Below are 14,123 nucleotides of genomic sequence, written 5' to 3'. Positions count from 1 at the left end.
TCTCTTCCCCGGCTCCGCCTCAGCCGGCCTGTTCCACGAGAGGAATGTGAAATGAACGCTGCCTATATCGTCGGCACCTTCGATGTTGCCGAACTCGCCTTCCTGCTTTTCTTCGGCTTCTTCATCGCGCTGGTCTTCTACCTCAACAAGGAAAGCCGCCGCGAAGGCTATCCGCTCGAGGACGAGGTCACCGGCGCGGTCGAGCCCGACACCCGCCTGTTCGACGGCGCGAAGAAGAGCTTCCAGCTGCCCAACGGCCGCGGCACCTATGTACCCGAGGACGTCGCCCGCGACGATGTGAACGTCCCCGCGGTGCAGGCCTTCCGGGCCGGCGGCGCGCCGTGGGTCCCGACCGGCGATCCGATGGTCGACGGCATGGGCCCGGCCGCCTTCGCCAACCGCTCGAAGTATCCCGATCTCACCTTCGACGGCCGCCCGCGCATCGTGCCGATCGCCCAGAGCCACGAACTGGTCGTCGCTCCCAATGATCCGCAGCTGATCGGCTGGGATGTCGTCGCCGCCGACGGCGTCAATGTGGGCAAGGTCAGCGACATCTGGGTCGACCAGGCCGAACACTTGATCCGCTATCTCGAGATCGAGACCACCAGCGGCAAGAAGGTGATGGCGCCGATGATGGTCGCGGTGGTCCACGGCAACAGCCTGCTGTCCAAGATCCTGCCGACCACCAGCGACGAACGCGAATATGTCGAGATCGACGCGATCACCGCCGCCCAGTTCGACAACGTGCCCGCGCTCGAGACCGCAGGGATCATCACCCGCTACGAGGAAGACCGCATCCAGGCCTACTTCGGCGGCGGCTACATGTATGCGACACCGGAAAGGTCGGAAGCATGGATCTGAACCTGCCTGCGGCGGAGACGGATCAGGCGGCAGCGGCGGCAACGCCGCTGCCGGCCGGGCTCGATCACGCCGCGCTCGAGAATGACGGCCCCAAGGCCTTCGGGGACCGGATGGGCACCCCCGCGCCGGACGAGACCGTGCTCTGGAAGGGTCGCCCGCAGCTCGCGCTGCTGGCCCGCACCGCCTTCCATACCCGCAAGGCCGGGTTCTACATGGCCGCGCTGGCAGGGATCGCGCTGGCAACCGGCAACACCGATGCCGCGATCGTCGCCGCGGTGCTCGGGGTGGTGCTGGTGGCGCTGCTCTACGTCCTCGCCTGGGCGAGTGCGCGCAGCACGCTCTACATCCTCACCGACACGCGCCTGATCATGCGCATCGGCATGGCGATCGAGACGCGCATCAACATTCCCCTGAAGCAGGTCACCGCCGCCCACCTCGCGCCGCGCGGCAAGGACGGGCATGGCGACATCGCCTTCGAACTTTCGGGCGAGCGCCTGCTCGGCACGCTGCTGCTGTGGCCGCACGTGCGCCCCTGGCACTACGCCATGCCGCAGCCGATGCTGCGCGCCGTGCCCGACGCGGCCGGCGTCGCGCAGATGATCGCCGAGGCCCGCGCGCGCTTCGGCGCGATCGAGCGGAATTTGAGCGAGATCAAGGAAGCTGGCCCATCCAGCGTCCAACACGGCCAACAACCCGCGGCCGCTGCCGGTCGTCTCGCACCGGTCCTGCACCGCGGCGATCAGGGTCTGGAGGGAGCACCCGCATGATTGTCCGCGAGTACGAGAAGGACGAAATCACGGTCCACAAGGTGCCCCTGTTCCTGATGGGCGGCATCATCGCGATCTCGCTCGCGCTGACGGCCTCGGTGACGATGGGCCTTTTTCCGAAGCAGTCGGTTCCTTCGGAAGCGCGCGCTGCGGCCGGGATCGGGGCGGCTCAGGAACGCACGCTGAGGTTCTTCGACGAGGAAGACGGCACCGTCCGGATCGAGGACGGCGGTACGGGCGAAGTGCTCGCCCGCCACGGCGTCGGCCAGGGCGGCTTCATCCGCGCGACGGTGCGCAGCCTCGTCCACCAGCGCCGCATCCGCGGGCATGGGGCCGAGGTGCCTTTCACCCTCACCCGCTGGGAAAATGGCGGGCTGACGCTCGCCGATCCCGTCACCGGCCGCTCGGTCGAGGTCAGCTCCTTCGGACCGGACAACCGCGCGGTCTACGCCAACCTGCTGCCCGCCGCGCCGGAGGGGACCCGCTGATGGCCCTCGCCTTCCTCTCCGCGACCAGCTTCGAGACGCCCTGCACCGTCACGGTCGAGCAGAGCTCGGAGCATTTCCACGCCCATGTCGAACTGGCCGAGGACATCGCCATCGAGCCGGGCGACAAGGTGCGCGTCCACGGTGCGCCGATCCAGATTCCCTTCGGCACCCGCCAGGTCTTCGAACGCCGCGCCACCGTTACCCGCGCCAGCCCCCTGATGCGCGCCCTCACCCGGCTCGCCGCCTATTTCGACCTCAGCGAACTCTACGAAGTCAGCTTCAACGCCGGGAGGATCAAATGAACGCCTACAAGCCGATGACCAGCGAGGAGGCGATGGCGCTGGCGACGCAGGACACGATGCTGACCCCGCGCTTCTACACCACCGATTTCGACGCGCTGGACGCGATCGACGTCTCGCCCGTGCGCGCTGAATGGGACCAGCTTATCGCCGACATGGTGGGCGATCCGAACAAGCTCCACTTCAAGCACAACGACAGCTTCAAGGGCGTGATCGAGGGGCTGGAGCCTTCGCTCCGGCAGGAGTTCACCGATTTTCTCGTCAGCTCGATGACCAGCGAATTCTCCGGCTGCGTGCTCTATGCCGAGATCGCCCGGCGCACCAAGAACCCGGACGTGAAGCAGCTCTTCCGCCTGCTCGCCCGCGACGAGAGCCGCCATGCCGGCTTCATCAACGAGAGCCTCAAGGATGCCGGGATCGGCGTCGATCTCGGCTATCTGACGAAGACCAAGAAATACACCTACTTCAAGCCGAAGTTCATCTTCTACGCGGTCTACCTGTCGGAGAAGATCGGCTACGCGCGCTACATCACGATCTTCCGGCACTTGGCGCGCAATCCGCAGCACAAGTTCCACCCGATCTTCGACTGGTTCGAGGAGTGGTGCAACGACGAGTTCCGTCACGGCGAGGCCTTCGCCATGCTGCTGCGCTCGGACCCCAAGCTGCTCGAGGGCGCCAACAAGCTGTGGGTGCGCTTCTTCCTGCTGTCGGTCTACGCCACCATGTATGTGCGCGATCACAACCGCCCGGTGTTCCACGCCGCGCTGGGGGTCGATCCGACCGAGTACGACTACAAGGTCTTCGCGATCTGCAACCAGATCGCGCGCCAGGTCTTCCCGGTCGAACTCGACATCGATCATCCCGCCTTCCGCCGCCAGATGGAGAAGCTGCGCCTCGCGGCTGCCCGCATCGAGGACGGCAAGGCCAGGGGCGGCATTGGCGGTCTGCTGAGCCGGGCCTCGGGCACGCTCGGCGCAGGCCTTGCCTTTGCGCGGATGTATCTCATGGCGCCCAAGCCCAACACCCTGCCCCGCTCGATCCGGCTGCAACCCGCGTGGTGAGCTGGAGCGGCCATATTGTGCCGTTCATCGTGACGGTGGCGATCTGGTTCGTCGCGACCGGGCTAATTGCCTGGGCGGACAACCGCGAGCGCGCCACCTTCTCGACCAGCCTGATGGTCGGCAGCATCGCCGGGATCGCCGGACTGCTGGTGATCCTGCTCTCGTCGCTCTCCACGCAGGTCTGGGCCGTCTACCTGTCCTTCATCGGCGCGCTGATGGTGTGGGGCTGGCACGAGCTTTCTTTCCTCACCGGTGCCTCGGCCGGCCCGCGCCGCGGCCTTGCCGATCCGTCGCTGACCGGCCTCGCCCGCTTCCGCCAGGCCGCCGCGACCGTGATGCATCACGAAGTGGCGCTGGCGGTGACGGCGCTGCTGCTGATCTCGCTCTCGTGGGACGTGCCCAACCAGATCGGCGCGACTGTCTTCGTGCTGATGTTCGCGATGCGGCTGATCTCCAAGATCAACCTCTTCGTGGGCGTGCCCAATGCCAGTTCCGAGATGCTCCCCGAGCAGCTGGTCTACCTAAAGTCCTATTTCGGCCCGAGCCGCATGACCTTACTCCTGGCCCTGTCGATCGCGGCGATCGCGGCGGCAAGCGGCTGGTTCGCCAGCCTCGCGCTCGCCGCGCCGGTGGGCTCGGCGCAGATGGTGGGCGCGAGCCTGCTGACGACGCTCGCCCTGCTCGGCGTGCTCGAACACCTGTTTCTCGCCCTGCCCTTCCGCGACGGGATGCTGTGGGGCTGGGCCCTTCCGCAGCGCAAGCCCGCTGCCCCGACGAACCGAGACTGACGACAATGACAAAGACAACAGAGGGAACCCCGATGGACTTCGAAGCCTTTTTCGCAGGCGAACTCGACGCGGTGCGCGAGGATGGCCGTTACCGGGTGTTCACCGACATCAAGCGCCACCGCGGCCGCTTCCCCCACGCCACCCGCTTCATCGCCGAGGAAACCCAAGCCGTGACGGTGTGGTGCTCGAACGACTACCTCGGCATGGGCCAGCACCCCGCGGTGCTCGAGGCGATGCACGAATGCCTCGACGAATGCGGCGCGGGCGCGGGCGGCACGCGCAACATCTCGGGCACCAACCACTACCATGTGCTGCTCGAGCAGGAGCTCGCCGACCTCCATGGCAAGGAGAGCGCGCTGCTGTTCACCTCGGGCTACGTCTCGAACTGGGCGGGCCTCGGCACGCTCGCGGGCAAGATCCCGGGCTGCGTCGTGTTCTCGGACGCGCTCAACCACGCCTCGATGATCGAGGGCATCCGCTACAGCCGGGCGCCCTACAAGATCTTCCGTCACAATGACGTGGAGCATCTCGACGAGCTGCTGTCGATGTACGGCCCCGAAGTGCCCAAGCTGGTCGCCTTCGAGTCCGTCTATTCGATGGACGGCGACATCGCCCCCATCGCCGACATCCTCGACGTCTGCGAAAAGCACGGCGCGATGAGCTACATCGACGAAGTCCACGCGGTCGGCCTCTACGGCCCGCGCGGCGGCGGGATCGCCGAGCGCGAAGGCCTGATGGACCGCATCACCGTGATCGAAGGCACCCTCGGCAAGGCCTTCGGGGTGATGGGCGGCTACATCGCGGCCTCCGCCAACCTCGTCGACTTCGTGCGCTCCTTCGCCAGCGGCTTCATCTTCTCGACCGCCCTGCCCCCTGCCGTGGCGGCGGGCGCCGCCGCCAGCATCCGCCACCTCAAGACCTCGAGCGCCGAGCGCGAGCTTCAGCAGAAGCGCGTCGCGCAGGTCCGCCGGGCGCTCGACATCATGGGCATCCCGCACCTCGACAACCCGAGCCACATCATCCCGGTGATGGTTGGGGACGCCAAGAAGTGCAAGATGATCAGCGACTGGCTGATGGACAACCACGGCATCTACGTCCAGCCGATCAATTACCCCACCGTGCCCGTCGGCACCGAGCGGCTGCGCGTCACGCCCTCGCCGGTGCATTCCGATGGCGACATCGACCGGCTGATCAAGGCCCTGTCCGAGATCTGGTCGCACTGCGAACTGGCGCGGATGGAACAGGCCGCCTGAACCTTCCCGACCGAGAAGAATACCGGCTCTCCCTTGGACGGGAGTGAGGGCGCGGGCGGACGGGCGAAGTTTACAAAGTTGACACTGTAAACTTTGCAATCCTACGGGATTTTCCGCGATGTTTCATGGGGTTCCTCGCCAAAACCGAAGTTGACACTGTGTTTTGCGTTTTCTCCGCATGATCGGGGAGGCAGGCGCAAGTCTGCAAGGCAAGGCCGCGCGCCATCGACAATACGAAAGAACTGCCCGAGCCTAACCGCAAGCCCCCCCGGTAGGAAAGCGCGCCACGCGTCCGCTTTCGGGCGTGCCGTTAAGCTGCGTGAATGTCGGGAAGTGGGTGGGAAGCTGCCACTACACCATCCGTCGCCCCGTGCTCGACACGGGGCTTGGCTTTTCTTCGTCGGCAGTGGCTGCGATACTCTGACGATGGAGAAGGGTGGCTGGGTCTACATCATGGCGAACCGCTTTCGCGGCGGGATGTATGTCGGCGTGAGCGCGGATGCTTTCGCCCGTGTTTATCAGCACCGCGAGGGCACGGGTTCGCGCCATGTCGCTGATTTCGCCAAGACGCGGCTGGTCTATGTCGAACGCCACGACACCATCGAAGGCGCCATCGCCCGCGAGAAGCTGGTCAAGAAATGGCGGCGCGAATGGAAGCTCGCGCTGATCGAGGCGGACAATCCCGACTGGGACGATCTTTGGGAGCGGTGGTTCGCCCCCCAGCTGGACCAGAAGTAGCCAAGCCCCGTGTCAAGCACGGGGCGACGAGGGCGTGAGATGTCGACAACGGGGTCGATACCAGAACGGCGGCCTTCGTCCGAGAGCAGGCGAAAGCCGCCGAACCGGTGGGGCCCGCTTCACCCTGCCGGAATGAAGCGCACCGCGAAGCCGCCGCCGGGCGCCAGCCGCACCGCGAACATGTCGCCCCCGGTCACGACCTTTTCCTCGATCACCATGGCATAGGGGTTGGTCTTCCAGTCCGCATCCGGCCCGTCGCGATAGACCTGCGCGCGGTAACGCTTGCCCTTCTCGAGGAAGGAGAGCGGCAGCGACAGGTCGCGCGGGCTCTCGTCCGTCACCGCGCCGAGGAACCATTCCTTGGACTTCCTCCCCTGCCGCGCGAAGGCGACGTAATCGCCGATCTCGCCGGCGAGCGCGATCGACTGCTCCCAGTCGGCCTCGACATCCTTGATGAACTGGAAGGCGTCGGCGCGTTTCTCGTAGTTTTCGGGCAGGTCGGCGGCCATCTGCACCGGCGAATAGAGCACCACGTAGAGCGCGAGCTGCTTGGCCAGCGTCGTTTCGGGGCGGTTCGAGGGGTCGCCGCGCGGCATGTCCTCGCGCAAGGGGGGGCGTTCGTTGGGGTGCAGGTCGAAGATGCCGGGGGTGAAGTCCATCGGCCCGGCGAGCATCCGTGTGAAGGCGAGCATTGCCTCGTGCTCGGGCGGGTTGGGGGGCGTGCCCCAGGCGTTGTATTCCATGCCCCGCGCGCCTTCACGGGCGAGCCAGTTGGGATAGGTGCGCCGCAGCCCGGTGTCCTTCACGGGCTCGTGCGCGTTGATCGAGATCTTCCGCTTGGCGGCCTCGGTCACGACCTTGAGATGGTGGCGCACCATGAACTGGCTGTCGTGCCATTCGTAGCGGCGGATGCCGTTCTCGTCGATCCGCACGGCGTCGCCCGCATCGGCGACATAGCCGGTCTTGACCTGGCGCACGCCGACCTTCTCGTAGAGGTCGAAGGCGGCCTCCATCTGGTTTTCGTAGTTGGTGATGTTGGCCGAGGTCTCGTGGTGGCCGATAAGGCGCACGCCCTTGGACTGCGCATAGCGGCCCAGTTCCTCAAGGTCGAAATCGGGCATGGGCTCGGTGAAGCGGAACAGGTCGCCGTTGTTGTACCAGTCGCCGTCCCAGCCGATGTTCCAGCCTTCCACCAGCACGCCGGAAAAGCCGTGCCTGGCGGCGAAATCGATGTAGCGCTTGGTCTCCTCGGTGGTTGCGCCGTGGATCTGGTCGCGGCCCCAGCTGCGGTCGCGGATATGCATCGCCCACCAGATGCCGACATACTTGCCGGGTTCGACCCACGAGACATCGCCAAGCTTGTTCGGCTCGTTGAGGTTGAGGATGATGTCGGAATTGATCAGGCCCACCGCATCGGGTGCGACCTGGATGGTGCGCCAGGGGGTGTGGAAGGGCGCCTTGGTCTTGACCTTGGGCCCGCCGGTCCAGTTGCGCAGCTTGGATTCGAAATTGCCCGGCCGCAGCGCCGTCAGCGACATCGAGGAATAGTCGACCAGCGCGGCTTCATGGATGCTGAAATAGACACCGTCGGCATTCCTGAAGGTCGCTGGGGTGTGCGCATCGGCGACCTTGCCGGCAGGGCCGGTGCGGGTGAGGTATTCGTAGCGATTGAACTCGCCCGAAGGCGTGTACCACATCGCGGTCTGCTCGCCGACGCCGAACTGGGTGAGTTCCTCGGTGAGGTTCAGATCGCCCGCAAGCGCGGCCTGTTCGGCCAGCTCGTAGCGGAAGCCGATGCCGGTGTCGAAGGCGCGGAAGCGCACGGTGATATCGCGCGCGGGACCGTCGGTTTCGGTGCGGAAGGTCACCGCGAGTTCGTTGTGGTGGTCGCGCACGAGGCGGCGCTCTCCCCAGGGCTGTTCCCAGGTCGAGTCCTTGCTGGCGCGGGTCTGTCCGGCGATGGCGAGGCCTCGCTCGAAGCCGTGGTGTTCGGCGAACAGCATCCCGAGCTTGGACGGGGCGATGACCTGCTTGCCCTCGAAGGCGACGGCATAGGTCGCCTGTCCGCCGTCGTCGCTGACAGTGACGGTGATCTTCCCGTCGGGCGAGGCGAGGGTCAGGGTCTCGGCCTGTGCCGGGGCAGCCGCCGCCCAGGCGATGGCGGCCAGCGCCACGAGGGGTTTCCAGTGCTTCGTCATGCGTCCTCTCCCGCGCCGCAGCGGCGCCTCACTTGGTCTCGGTGTAGATGCGGTAGCCCCATGCGGGCAGATCGAGGCTCTCGCCGCCCGCGAAGCTCGCGGGCGCGCCGGTCAGCGCATCGGTGTAGCGGCCGTGGTGGCGCGCGTGGCTGAAGGTCAGGGTCTGGGCGCGGGGGCTGAGGTTGAAGACGGCGAACACCCGCCCGCCTGCCGCCCCGCGCGTGAAGGCGAAGACATCGGCGCTCGCGCTGGTCGGCACCTCGACAAGGGGCGCCCCGAACCGCCCGTTATGGAGCGCCGGATGCGCGGTCTTGAGCGCGACGAGCTTGCGGAACAGTTCGGCGTGCCGGCCTTCCTTCCACACGATCGGATCGCGCTCGAAGAATTCCAGCTGACGGTCGTTGTCCGCCTCCTGCCCGTTGTAGATCAGCGGCAAGCCCGGCCCCACGAAGGACAGCGCGATGGCGGCTTCATAGGCCGGGCCGTAGATATCGGCCGCCACCCCGTCCCACGAGTTCTGGTCGTGGTTCTCGGTATAGACCATGCGCATCGCGGCATGCGGCCAGGTCTCGGACTGACCGGCGTAGTAGCCGCGGATCGGCCCCGCGCCCTCGCCGCTTCTCACGAGGCGCTGCATCGCCTCCTTCCAGCCCCAGCCATAGGTCGCATCGAAGGCGCGGGCGTGGAGATCGCGCTGCTCCCATTCGGCGAGCATGAAGACGGGCTTCACCTTGTCGAGCTCGGCGCGGGCGGTGTCCCAGAAGTCGGTCGGGACATAGCCCGCCACGTCCGCGCGGTAGCCGTCGATCCCGAACTCGCGCACCCAGTAAACGAGGCTCTCGGTCATGTAGCGGCGGAGGCCGGGCTGGCTGTAGTCGAAATCCGCGACGTCCGACCAGTCGGTGCCCGCGGGGCTCATCAGCGCGCCTTCGGGGGTGCGGGTGTACCATTCGGGGTGGCTCGCCGTCAGCGGATTGTCATAGGCCGAATGGTTGGCGACCCAGTCGAGGATCACCTTCAGCCCCAGCCGGTGCGCCTCGTCGACGAAAGCGCGGAATTCGGCCTCGGTGCCCAGCTCCGGGTTGACCGCGCGGTAGTCGCGCACCGCATAGGGGCTGCCGAGGCTACCCTTGCGATTGACCTCGCCGATCGGATGGATCGGCATCAGCCAGATAATGTCGACCCCCATCGCGGCGAGGCGCGGAAGCTGCTTCTGCGCGGCGGCGAAGGTGCCCTCCGGCGTGAATTGGCGGGTGTTCATCTGGTAGAGCACCGCATCGGCCGTCCACTCGGCATTCTTCACCTGCACCACATCGCGCTGGGTGTAGTCCGGCTCGGCCAGCGCCGGGGCGGCCAGCGCGCAGGCCGCAAGGGCAAGGACCAGCCGCATCACGCCGCCTCGGTCCGCAGTGCCGGAGCGCCCGCCGCATCGCCATCGGCCACGAACAGCGTCGCCACCGCCGCCAGCACGAAGCTCGCCGCCGCGATCACCATCGCGTAGATCGCCGCGCCGCCGAACAGGTTGGTCACCAGGACCCACAACGCGGGCGCGTTGGGCATGACGAAAAGCGCAAGGCTGGCGAGGATCGCGCCAACGAGGAAATAGGGGCGACGGCGGCCGAGCGGCCCCCAGGTTTTGTCCGAAAGGTGGCCGATGATCGGCTGCACGATCAGCCCCGTCATCGGCGCCGCGATCCACAGGATCGCCAACTCGCCGACATCGGCCCCCAGCGTCTGGAAGATGCGGCTGACATTGCCGTTCTGGAGCTCGAATCCGATCTGGATCCCGAGGAACCCGAAGCTCATGTTCCAGATCTGGCCCGCGTTCAGCGCCGGCTTGTGACCGCTTTCGATCATGGTCGTCCCATCCCTCTCCCCGCCGCTGCGGCCACTGGCGCGTGACGCGGCTTGCAGCAGCGCCTATGCTTCGCGGCTCTGCCGGCCGGTGATGCTGCGCGCTGTCGGCGACAGTCTGGACGCGCTGCAAAAATTTGCAAGAAACTTTCCCTCAATTGGCCGCAAAAATCGCCTGAGGCAGCACCTCATCCCATCTTTTGTGATATTTTATAGAGTCTTGTATCACATTGCGGCCGGCCAGGGCGCGCGTCACAAAGATTTGCAAAAACTCTCCCGAGATGTCACAACCGCCGCGAGAGGGAGTTGGGTCATGACGCGAATCTTCGTGAGCCTGGCGGCTGTGCTGTGCGCGCAGACCGCTCTGGCGGGAGCACCGGCACGGGGCGAGACGCCGGCCGCACCGGCGCCGCTCGCCCAGCGCCAGCTGGAAGACGAGATCATCTATTTCGTCCTGCCCGACCGTTTCGCCAACGGCGATCCGGCGAATGACAGGGGTGGCCTTTCGGGCGGCCCCCTCCAGCACGGCTTCGACCCCACCCACAAGGGCTTCTACCACGGCGGCGATCTCAAGGGCCTGACCGCGAAGCTCGACTACATCCAGGGCATGGGCGTCACTGCGATCTGGTTCGCGCCGGTCTTCAAGAACAAGCCCGTGCAGGGCAAGCCCGGCGAGGAAAGCGCGGGCTATCACGGCTACTGGGTGACCGACTTCACCAGCGTCGACCCGCATTTCGGCACCAATGCCGAGTTCAAGGCCTTCGTCGATGCCGCCCACGCGCGCGGGATGAAGGTCTACATGGACATCATCACCAACCACACCGCCGACGTAATCGACTATGCCGAAGGCGAAGCGAACGGCTACCGCTATCGCAGCAAGGGCGAATACCCCTTCTCGCGCCGCGGCGGCCCTGGCGGGACGCCGATAAACGAAGGCTTCGCGGGCGACGACAACCCCGATCCGGCCAACTGGACCAAGCTCACCGACCCGACCTTCGCCTACACCCCGGTGGTGCCCGAGGCCGAGAAGAACGTGAAGGTTCCGGCGTGGCTCAATGACGTCACGCTCTATCACAACCGCGGCAATTCGCACTGGATCGGCGAAAGCTCGGTCTACGGCGATTTCTCGGGTCTCGACGATCTCGCCACCGAAAATCCCCGCGTGGTTGCCGGGATGATCGAGGTGTTCGGCGACTGGATCGACAATTACGGGATCGACGGCTTCCGCATCGACACCGCCAAGCACGTGAACCCCGAGTTCTGGCAGGCCTTCGTCCCCGCCATGCTGGCGCGCGCCAAGGCGAAGGGGATCGATCACTTCCACATCTTCGGCGAGATCGCCTACGAGGAACCCACCGCCACCCTCGCCGCGCAGGTGATGGCCGAAAGCGGCCTGCCCTATGCGCTCGACATGGGCTTTGCCAAGGCGGCGCAGATGGTCGCGAGCGGCAAGAGCCCGCCGCGGCTGATGGCCGAATTCCTCCAGCAGGACGCGATCTACCCCGGCGGGGCGAAAACCGCGATCGGCCTGCCGACCTTCCTCGGCAACCACGATTTCGGGCGCTTTTCGATGTTCGTGGCGCAGATGAGCGGATCGGACGATCCGGCAAGGCTGCTCGCCCGGGTCAGGCTCGGCCATGCGATGATGTTCCTGCTGCGCGGCGTGCCGACCGTCTATTACGGCGACGAGCAGGGCTTCATCTCCGACGGCAACGACCAGCTTGCGCGCGAGGACATGTTCCCGAGCAAGGTCGCGGTCTACAACGACAACCGGCTGATCGGGACGAAGGCGACCACGGCCGAGGACAATTTCGATACCGCCCACCCGCTCTACCGCCTGATCGCCGAGCTTTCCGCCGCCCGCACCGCCAGCCCGGCGCTGCGCCGCGGCTTCAGCACGGTGCGCGCCTTCGCGGAGGAGGCCCCCGGCCTGCTCGCGGTCGAGCGCCACGATCCGGAAACCGGACAGCGTGTCCTGACGGTGTTCAACACCGGCGAAAGGCCACTTTCGCAAAGCATCGAGGTCAGCTACGCGGCGCGCGGCGTGACGCCGCTCGTCGGTCAGTGCCCCGCCGCGCTCGCCGCGCCGGGCGCGGTCAAGGTGACGCTGCCCCCCTTCGGCTTTGCCGCCTGCATTCTGGAGACCGACGACTGATGGCGACCGCAATTGCCGCCGATGCCGCAACCGCCGCCAGCCCGCTCGCCTGGTGGCGCGGCGCGGTCATCTACCAGATCTACCCGCGCTCCTTCCGCGACACCAACGGCGACGGGATCGGCGACCTTGCCGGCATCGCCGAGGGCCTCGACTACATCGCCGGCCTCGGCGTCGACGGCATCTGGATCAGCCCCTTCTTCACCTCGCCGATGAAGGATTTCGGCTACGACGTCGCCGATTACTGCGGGATCGACCCGAGCTTCGGCACCTTCGCCGATTTCGACCGGGTGGTGGAGAAGGCCCATGCCCTCGGCCTCAAGGTCATCATCGACCAGGTCTACTCGCACACCTCGGACGAACACGCCTGGTTCAAGGAAAGCCGGCAGGACCGCACCAATCCCAAGGCCGACTGGTATGTCTGGGCCGATCCCAAGCCCGACGGCTCGCCGCCGTCGAACTGGCAATCGGTGTTCGGCGGCTCGGCGTGGCAGTGGGACGGCCCGAGGAAGCAGTATTACCTGCACAACTTCCTGACCTCGCAGCCCGATCTCAACGTCCACAATCCCGACGTGCAGGACGCGCTGCTCGATGTGGCGCGGTTCTGGCTGGCGCGCGGCGTCGATGGGTTCCGATTGGATGCGCTGAACTTCTCGATGCATGACCCCGAGCTGCGCGACAATCCGCCCTCGGGCCTGCCGATGGAGCTGGTGACGCGGCCCTTCGACATGCAGGTGAAGCGTTACAACCAGTCGCACCCCGACATCGTCGCCTTCCTCGAGCGGATACGCCAGACGCTCGACGAATTCCCGGGCCGATTCACCGTCGCCGAGGTCGGCGGGCCGGAGCCGCTCGCCGAGATGAAGGCCTTCACCGAAGGCGGCAAGCGGCTCGATTCCGCTTACAACTTCGACTTCCTCTACGCCCCGCGCCTCACCGCGCCGCTGGTGCGCGCCTCGCTCCAGCAGTGGAGCGGCGAGGAAGGCGAGGGCTGGCCCTCCTGGGCCTTCTCGAACCACGATGCGCCGCGCGCGGTGACCCGCTGGACGCTGGACGGCGACATGGCGCGCGCGAGCCGGCTCAACCTGCTGTTGCTGCTCAGCCTTCGCGGCAATCCGATCATCTACCAAGGCGAGGAACTGGGCCTGCCGCAAGGCGAAGTCGCCTTCGAGGACCTGCAGGACCCCGAGGCGATCGCCAACTGGCCGCACACCCTGGGCCGCGACGGCGCGCGCACGCCGATGCCGTGGCAGGCGGACGCGCCGCAGGCGGGCTTCTCGAATGCGAACCGCACCTGGCTGAAGCTCGATCCGGTCCACACCGGCTTCGCCGTCGACCGGCAGGCGGCCGACCCCGCCTCGACCCTCGCCTATGCCCAGCGCCTACTGGCGGCGCGGCGCGAGCATCCGGCGCTCGCCATCGGCGGGATCACCCTGCTCGACAGCCCGGCGGACATCCTCGCCTTCCTGCGCGAGGACGAACAGGGCCGCGTGCTGTGCGTCTTCAACCTCGGCGAGGCACCCGGCGACTGGAGCCCGCCCGCCGGACTCGGCCCGCTCGCCCTGATCGCGACCGAAAGCCATGTCGGCCCCGGCGCCGTGCCCGAGGCCCTCGCCTCGGGCACCGGCTACTGGGCGCGGGTGACGGGCGGCTGAGGGACGGGG

General features: G+C 66.7%; 12 protein-coding genes and 1 pseudogene. 10 read left to right on the top strand and 3 right to left on the bottom strand.

Features of this window, described 5'->3' with window-relative positions:
* Nucleotides 1-51: 51 nt before the first annotated feature.
* The 8 genes from puhA to ACMX37_RS03950 all read left to right on the top strand — a co-directional run bounded on the left by puhA (nt 52) and on the right by ACMX37_RS03950 (nt 6,255).
* Nucleotides 52-861: a photosynthetic reaction center subunit H gene (gene puhA / locus ACMX37_RS03985; protein WP_483147620.1), complete on the top strand. Its 810-nt coding sequence runs from the start codon at nt 52-54 to the stop codon at nt 859-861.
* A complete protein-coding gene (puhB, locus tag ACMX37_RS03980) occupies nt 852-1,628 on the top strand; it encodes a photosynthetic complex putative assembly protein PuhB (protein WP_483147619.1) in 777 nt (258 codons plus the stop codon). Before puhA ends, puhB begins: the two co-directional genes overlap by 10 nt.
* The gene (puhC, locus tag ACMX37_RS03975) at nt 1,625-2,116 is read left to right on the top strand and encodes a photosynthetic complex assembly protein PuhC (RefSeq protein ID WP_483147618.1); all 492 of its coding nucleotides are present in this window, start codon (nt 1,625-1,627) and stop codon (nt 2,114-2,116) included. The genes puhB and puhC overlap by 4 nt, the downstream gene beginning before the upstream one ends.
* Entirely contained in the window at nt 2,116-2,418 is a 303-nt protein-coding gene (locus tag ACMX37_RS03970) for a hypothetical protein (protein ID WP_483147617.1), read from the top strand. Before puhC ends, ACMX37_RS03970 begins: the two co-directional genes overlap by 1 nt.
* The gene (gene acsF, locus ACMX37_RS03965) at nt 2,415-3,476 is read left to right on the top strand and encodes a magnesium-protoporphyrin IX monomethyl ester (oxidative) cyclase (RefSeq protein WP_483147616.1); all 1,062 of its coding nucleotides are present in this window, start codon (nt 2,415-2,417) and stop codon (nt 3,474-3,476) included. Before ACMX37_RS03970 ends, acsF begins: the two co-directional genes overlap by 4 nt.
* Nucleotides 3,473-4,264: a putative photosynthetic complex assembly protein PuhE gene (gene puhE / locus ACMX37_RS03960; RefSeq protein WP_483147615.1), complete on the top strand. Its 792-nt coding sequence runs from the start codon at nt 3,473-3,475 to the stop codon at nt 4,262-4,264. The genes acsF and puhE overlap by 4 nt, the downstream gene beginning before the upstream one ends.
* Before the next feature lie 32 nt (nt 4,265-4,296).
* Nucleotides 4,297-5,517 carry a 5-aminolevulinate synthase gene (gene hemA / locus ACMX37_RS03955; RefSeq protein WP_088915112.1) on the top strand — a complete coding sequence of 407 codons (1,221 nt, stop codon included), beginning with the start codon at nt 4,297-4,299 and terminating at the stop codon, nt 5,515-5,517.
* A gap of 426 nt (nt 5,518-5,943) precedes the next feature.
* A complete protein-coding gene (locus tag ACMX37_RS03950) occupies nt 5,944-6,255 on the top strand; it encodes a GIY-YIG nuclease family protein (protein WP_483147614.1) in 312 nt (103 codons plus the stop codon).
* A 119-nt stretch (nt 6,256-6,374) separates the two neighbouring features.
* Here the strand turns inward: ACMX37_RS03950 and ACMX37_RS03945 are convergent, their stop codons facing one another.
* The 3 genes and pseudogenes from ACMX37_RS03945 to ACMX37_RS03935 all read right to left on the bottom strand — a co-directional run.
* On the bottom strand, nt 6,375-8,453 hold the full coding sequence (locus ACMX37_RS03945) for a glycoside hydrolase family 97 protein (protein ID WP_483147613.1): 2,079 nt from the start codon (nt 8,451-8,453) through the stop codon (nt 6,375-6,377).
* Between the two features lie 28 nt (nt 8,454-8,481).
* Entirely contained in the window at nt 8,482-9,843 is a 1,362-nt protein-coding gene (locus ACMX37_RS03940) for an alpha-amylase family glycosyl hydrolase (RefSeq protein WP_483147612.1), read from the bottom strand.
* Nucleotides 9,844-9,887: 44 nt separating this feature from the next.
* Nucleotides 9,888-10,310: pseudogene (locus ACMX37_RS03935) on the bottom strand (MFS transporter); the annotation flags it as partial.
* A gap of 310 nt (nt 10,311-10,620) precedes the next feature.
* On the opposite strand from ACMX37_RS03935, the gene ACMX37_RS03930 reads away from it, so the two are divergent.
* Together ACMX37_RS03930 and ACMX37_RS03925 are read left to right on the top strand one after the other, a co-directional pair.
* Complete coding sequence (locus ACMX37_RS03930) at nt 10,621-12,462, top strand: alpha-amylase family glycosyl hydrolase (RefSeq protein ID WP_483147611.1); 1,842 nt, start codon at nt 10,621-10,623, stop codon at nt 12,460-12,462.
* Nucleotides 12,462-14,114: an alpha-glucosidase gene (locus ACMX37_RS03925; protein ID WP_483147610.1), complete on the top strand. Its 1,653-nt coding sequence runs from the start codon at nt 12,462-12,464 to the stop codon at nt 14,112-14,114. Before ACMX37_RS03930 ends, ACMX37_RS03925 begins: the two co-directional genes overlap by 1 nt.
* The last annotated feature ends 9 nt before the right edge of the window (nt 14,115-14,123 follow it).

Source organism: Porphyrobacter sp. THAI-01a, assembly GCF_056868655.1.
The sequence above is the reverse complement of the archived record's forward strand: the minus strand, read 5'-3'. Positions and strand labels throughout refer to the sequence as shown.

What these genes read in the sequence shown, in the direction of transcription:
- puhC (WP_483147618.1), top strand. Translation starts at nt 1,625, where the DNA reads ATGATTGTCCGCGAGTACGAGAAGGACGAAATCACGGTCCACAAGGTG.
- ACMX37_RS03930 (WP_483147611.1), top strand. Translation starts at nt 10,621, where the DNA reads ATGACGCGAATCTTCGTGAGCCTGGCGGCTGTGCTGTGCGCGCAGACC.
- ACMX37_RS03945 (WP_483147613.1), bottom strand. Translation starts at nt 8,453, where the DNA reads ATGACGAAGCACTGGAAACCCCTCGTGGCGCTGGCCGCCATCGCCTGG.
- hemA (WP_088915112.1), top strand. Translation starts at nt 4,297, where the DNA reads ATGGACTTCGAAGCCTTTTTCGCAGGCGAACTCGACGCGGTGCGCGAG.
- ACMX37_RS03950 (WP_483147614.1), top strand. Translation starts at nt 5,944, where the DNA reads ATGGAGAAGGGTGGCTGGGTCTACATCATGGCGAACCGCTTTCGCGGC.
- ACMX37_RS03940 (WP_483147612.1), bottom strand. Translation starts at nt 9,843, where the DNA reads ATGCGGCTGGTCCTTGCCCTTGCGGCCTGCGCGCTGGCCGCCCCGGCG.
- ACMX37_RS03970 (WP_483147617.1), top strand. Translation starts at nt 2,116, where the DNA reads ATGGCCCTCGCCTTCCTCTCCGCGACCAGCTTCGAGACGCCCTGCACC.
- puhB (WP_483147619.1), top strand. Translation starts at nt 852, where the DNA reads ATGGATCTGAACCTGCCTGCGGCGGAGACGGATCAGGCGGCAGCGGCG.
- ACMX37_RS03925 (WP_483147610.1), top strand. Translation starts at nt 12,462, where the DNA reads ATGGCGACCGCAATTGCCGCCGATGCCGCAACCGCCGCCAGCCCGCTC.
- puhA (WP_483147620.1), top strand. Translation starts at nt 52, where the DNA reads ATGAACGCTGCCTATATCGTCGGCACCTTCGATGTTGCCGAACTCGCC.
- acsF (WP_483147616.1), top strand. Translation starts at nt 2,415, where the DNA reads ATGAACGCCTACAAGCCGATGACCAGCGAGGAGGCGATGGCGCTGGCG.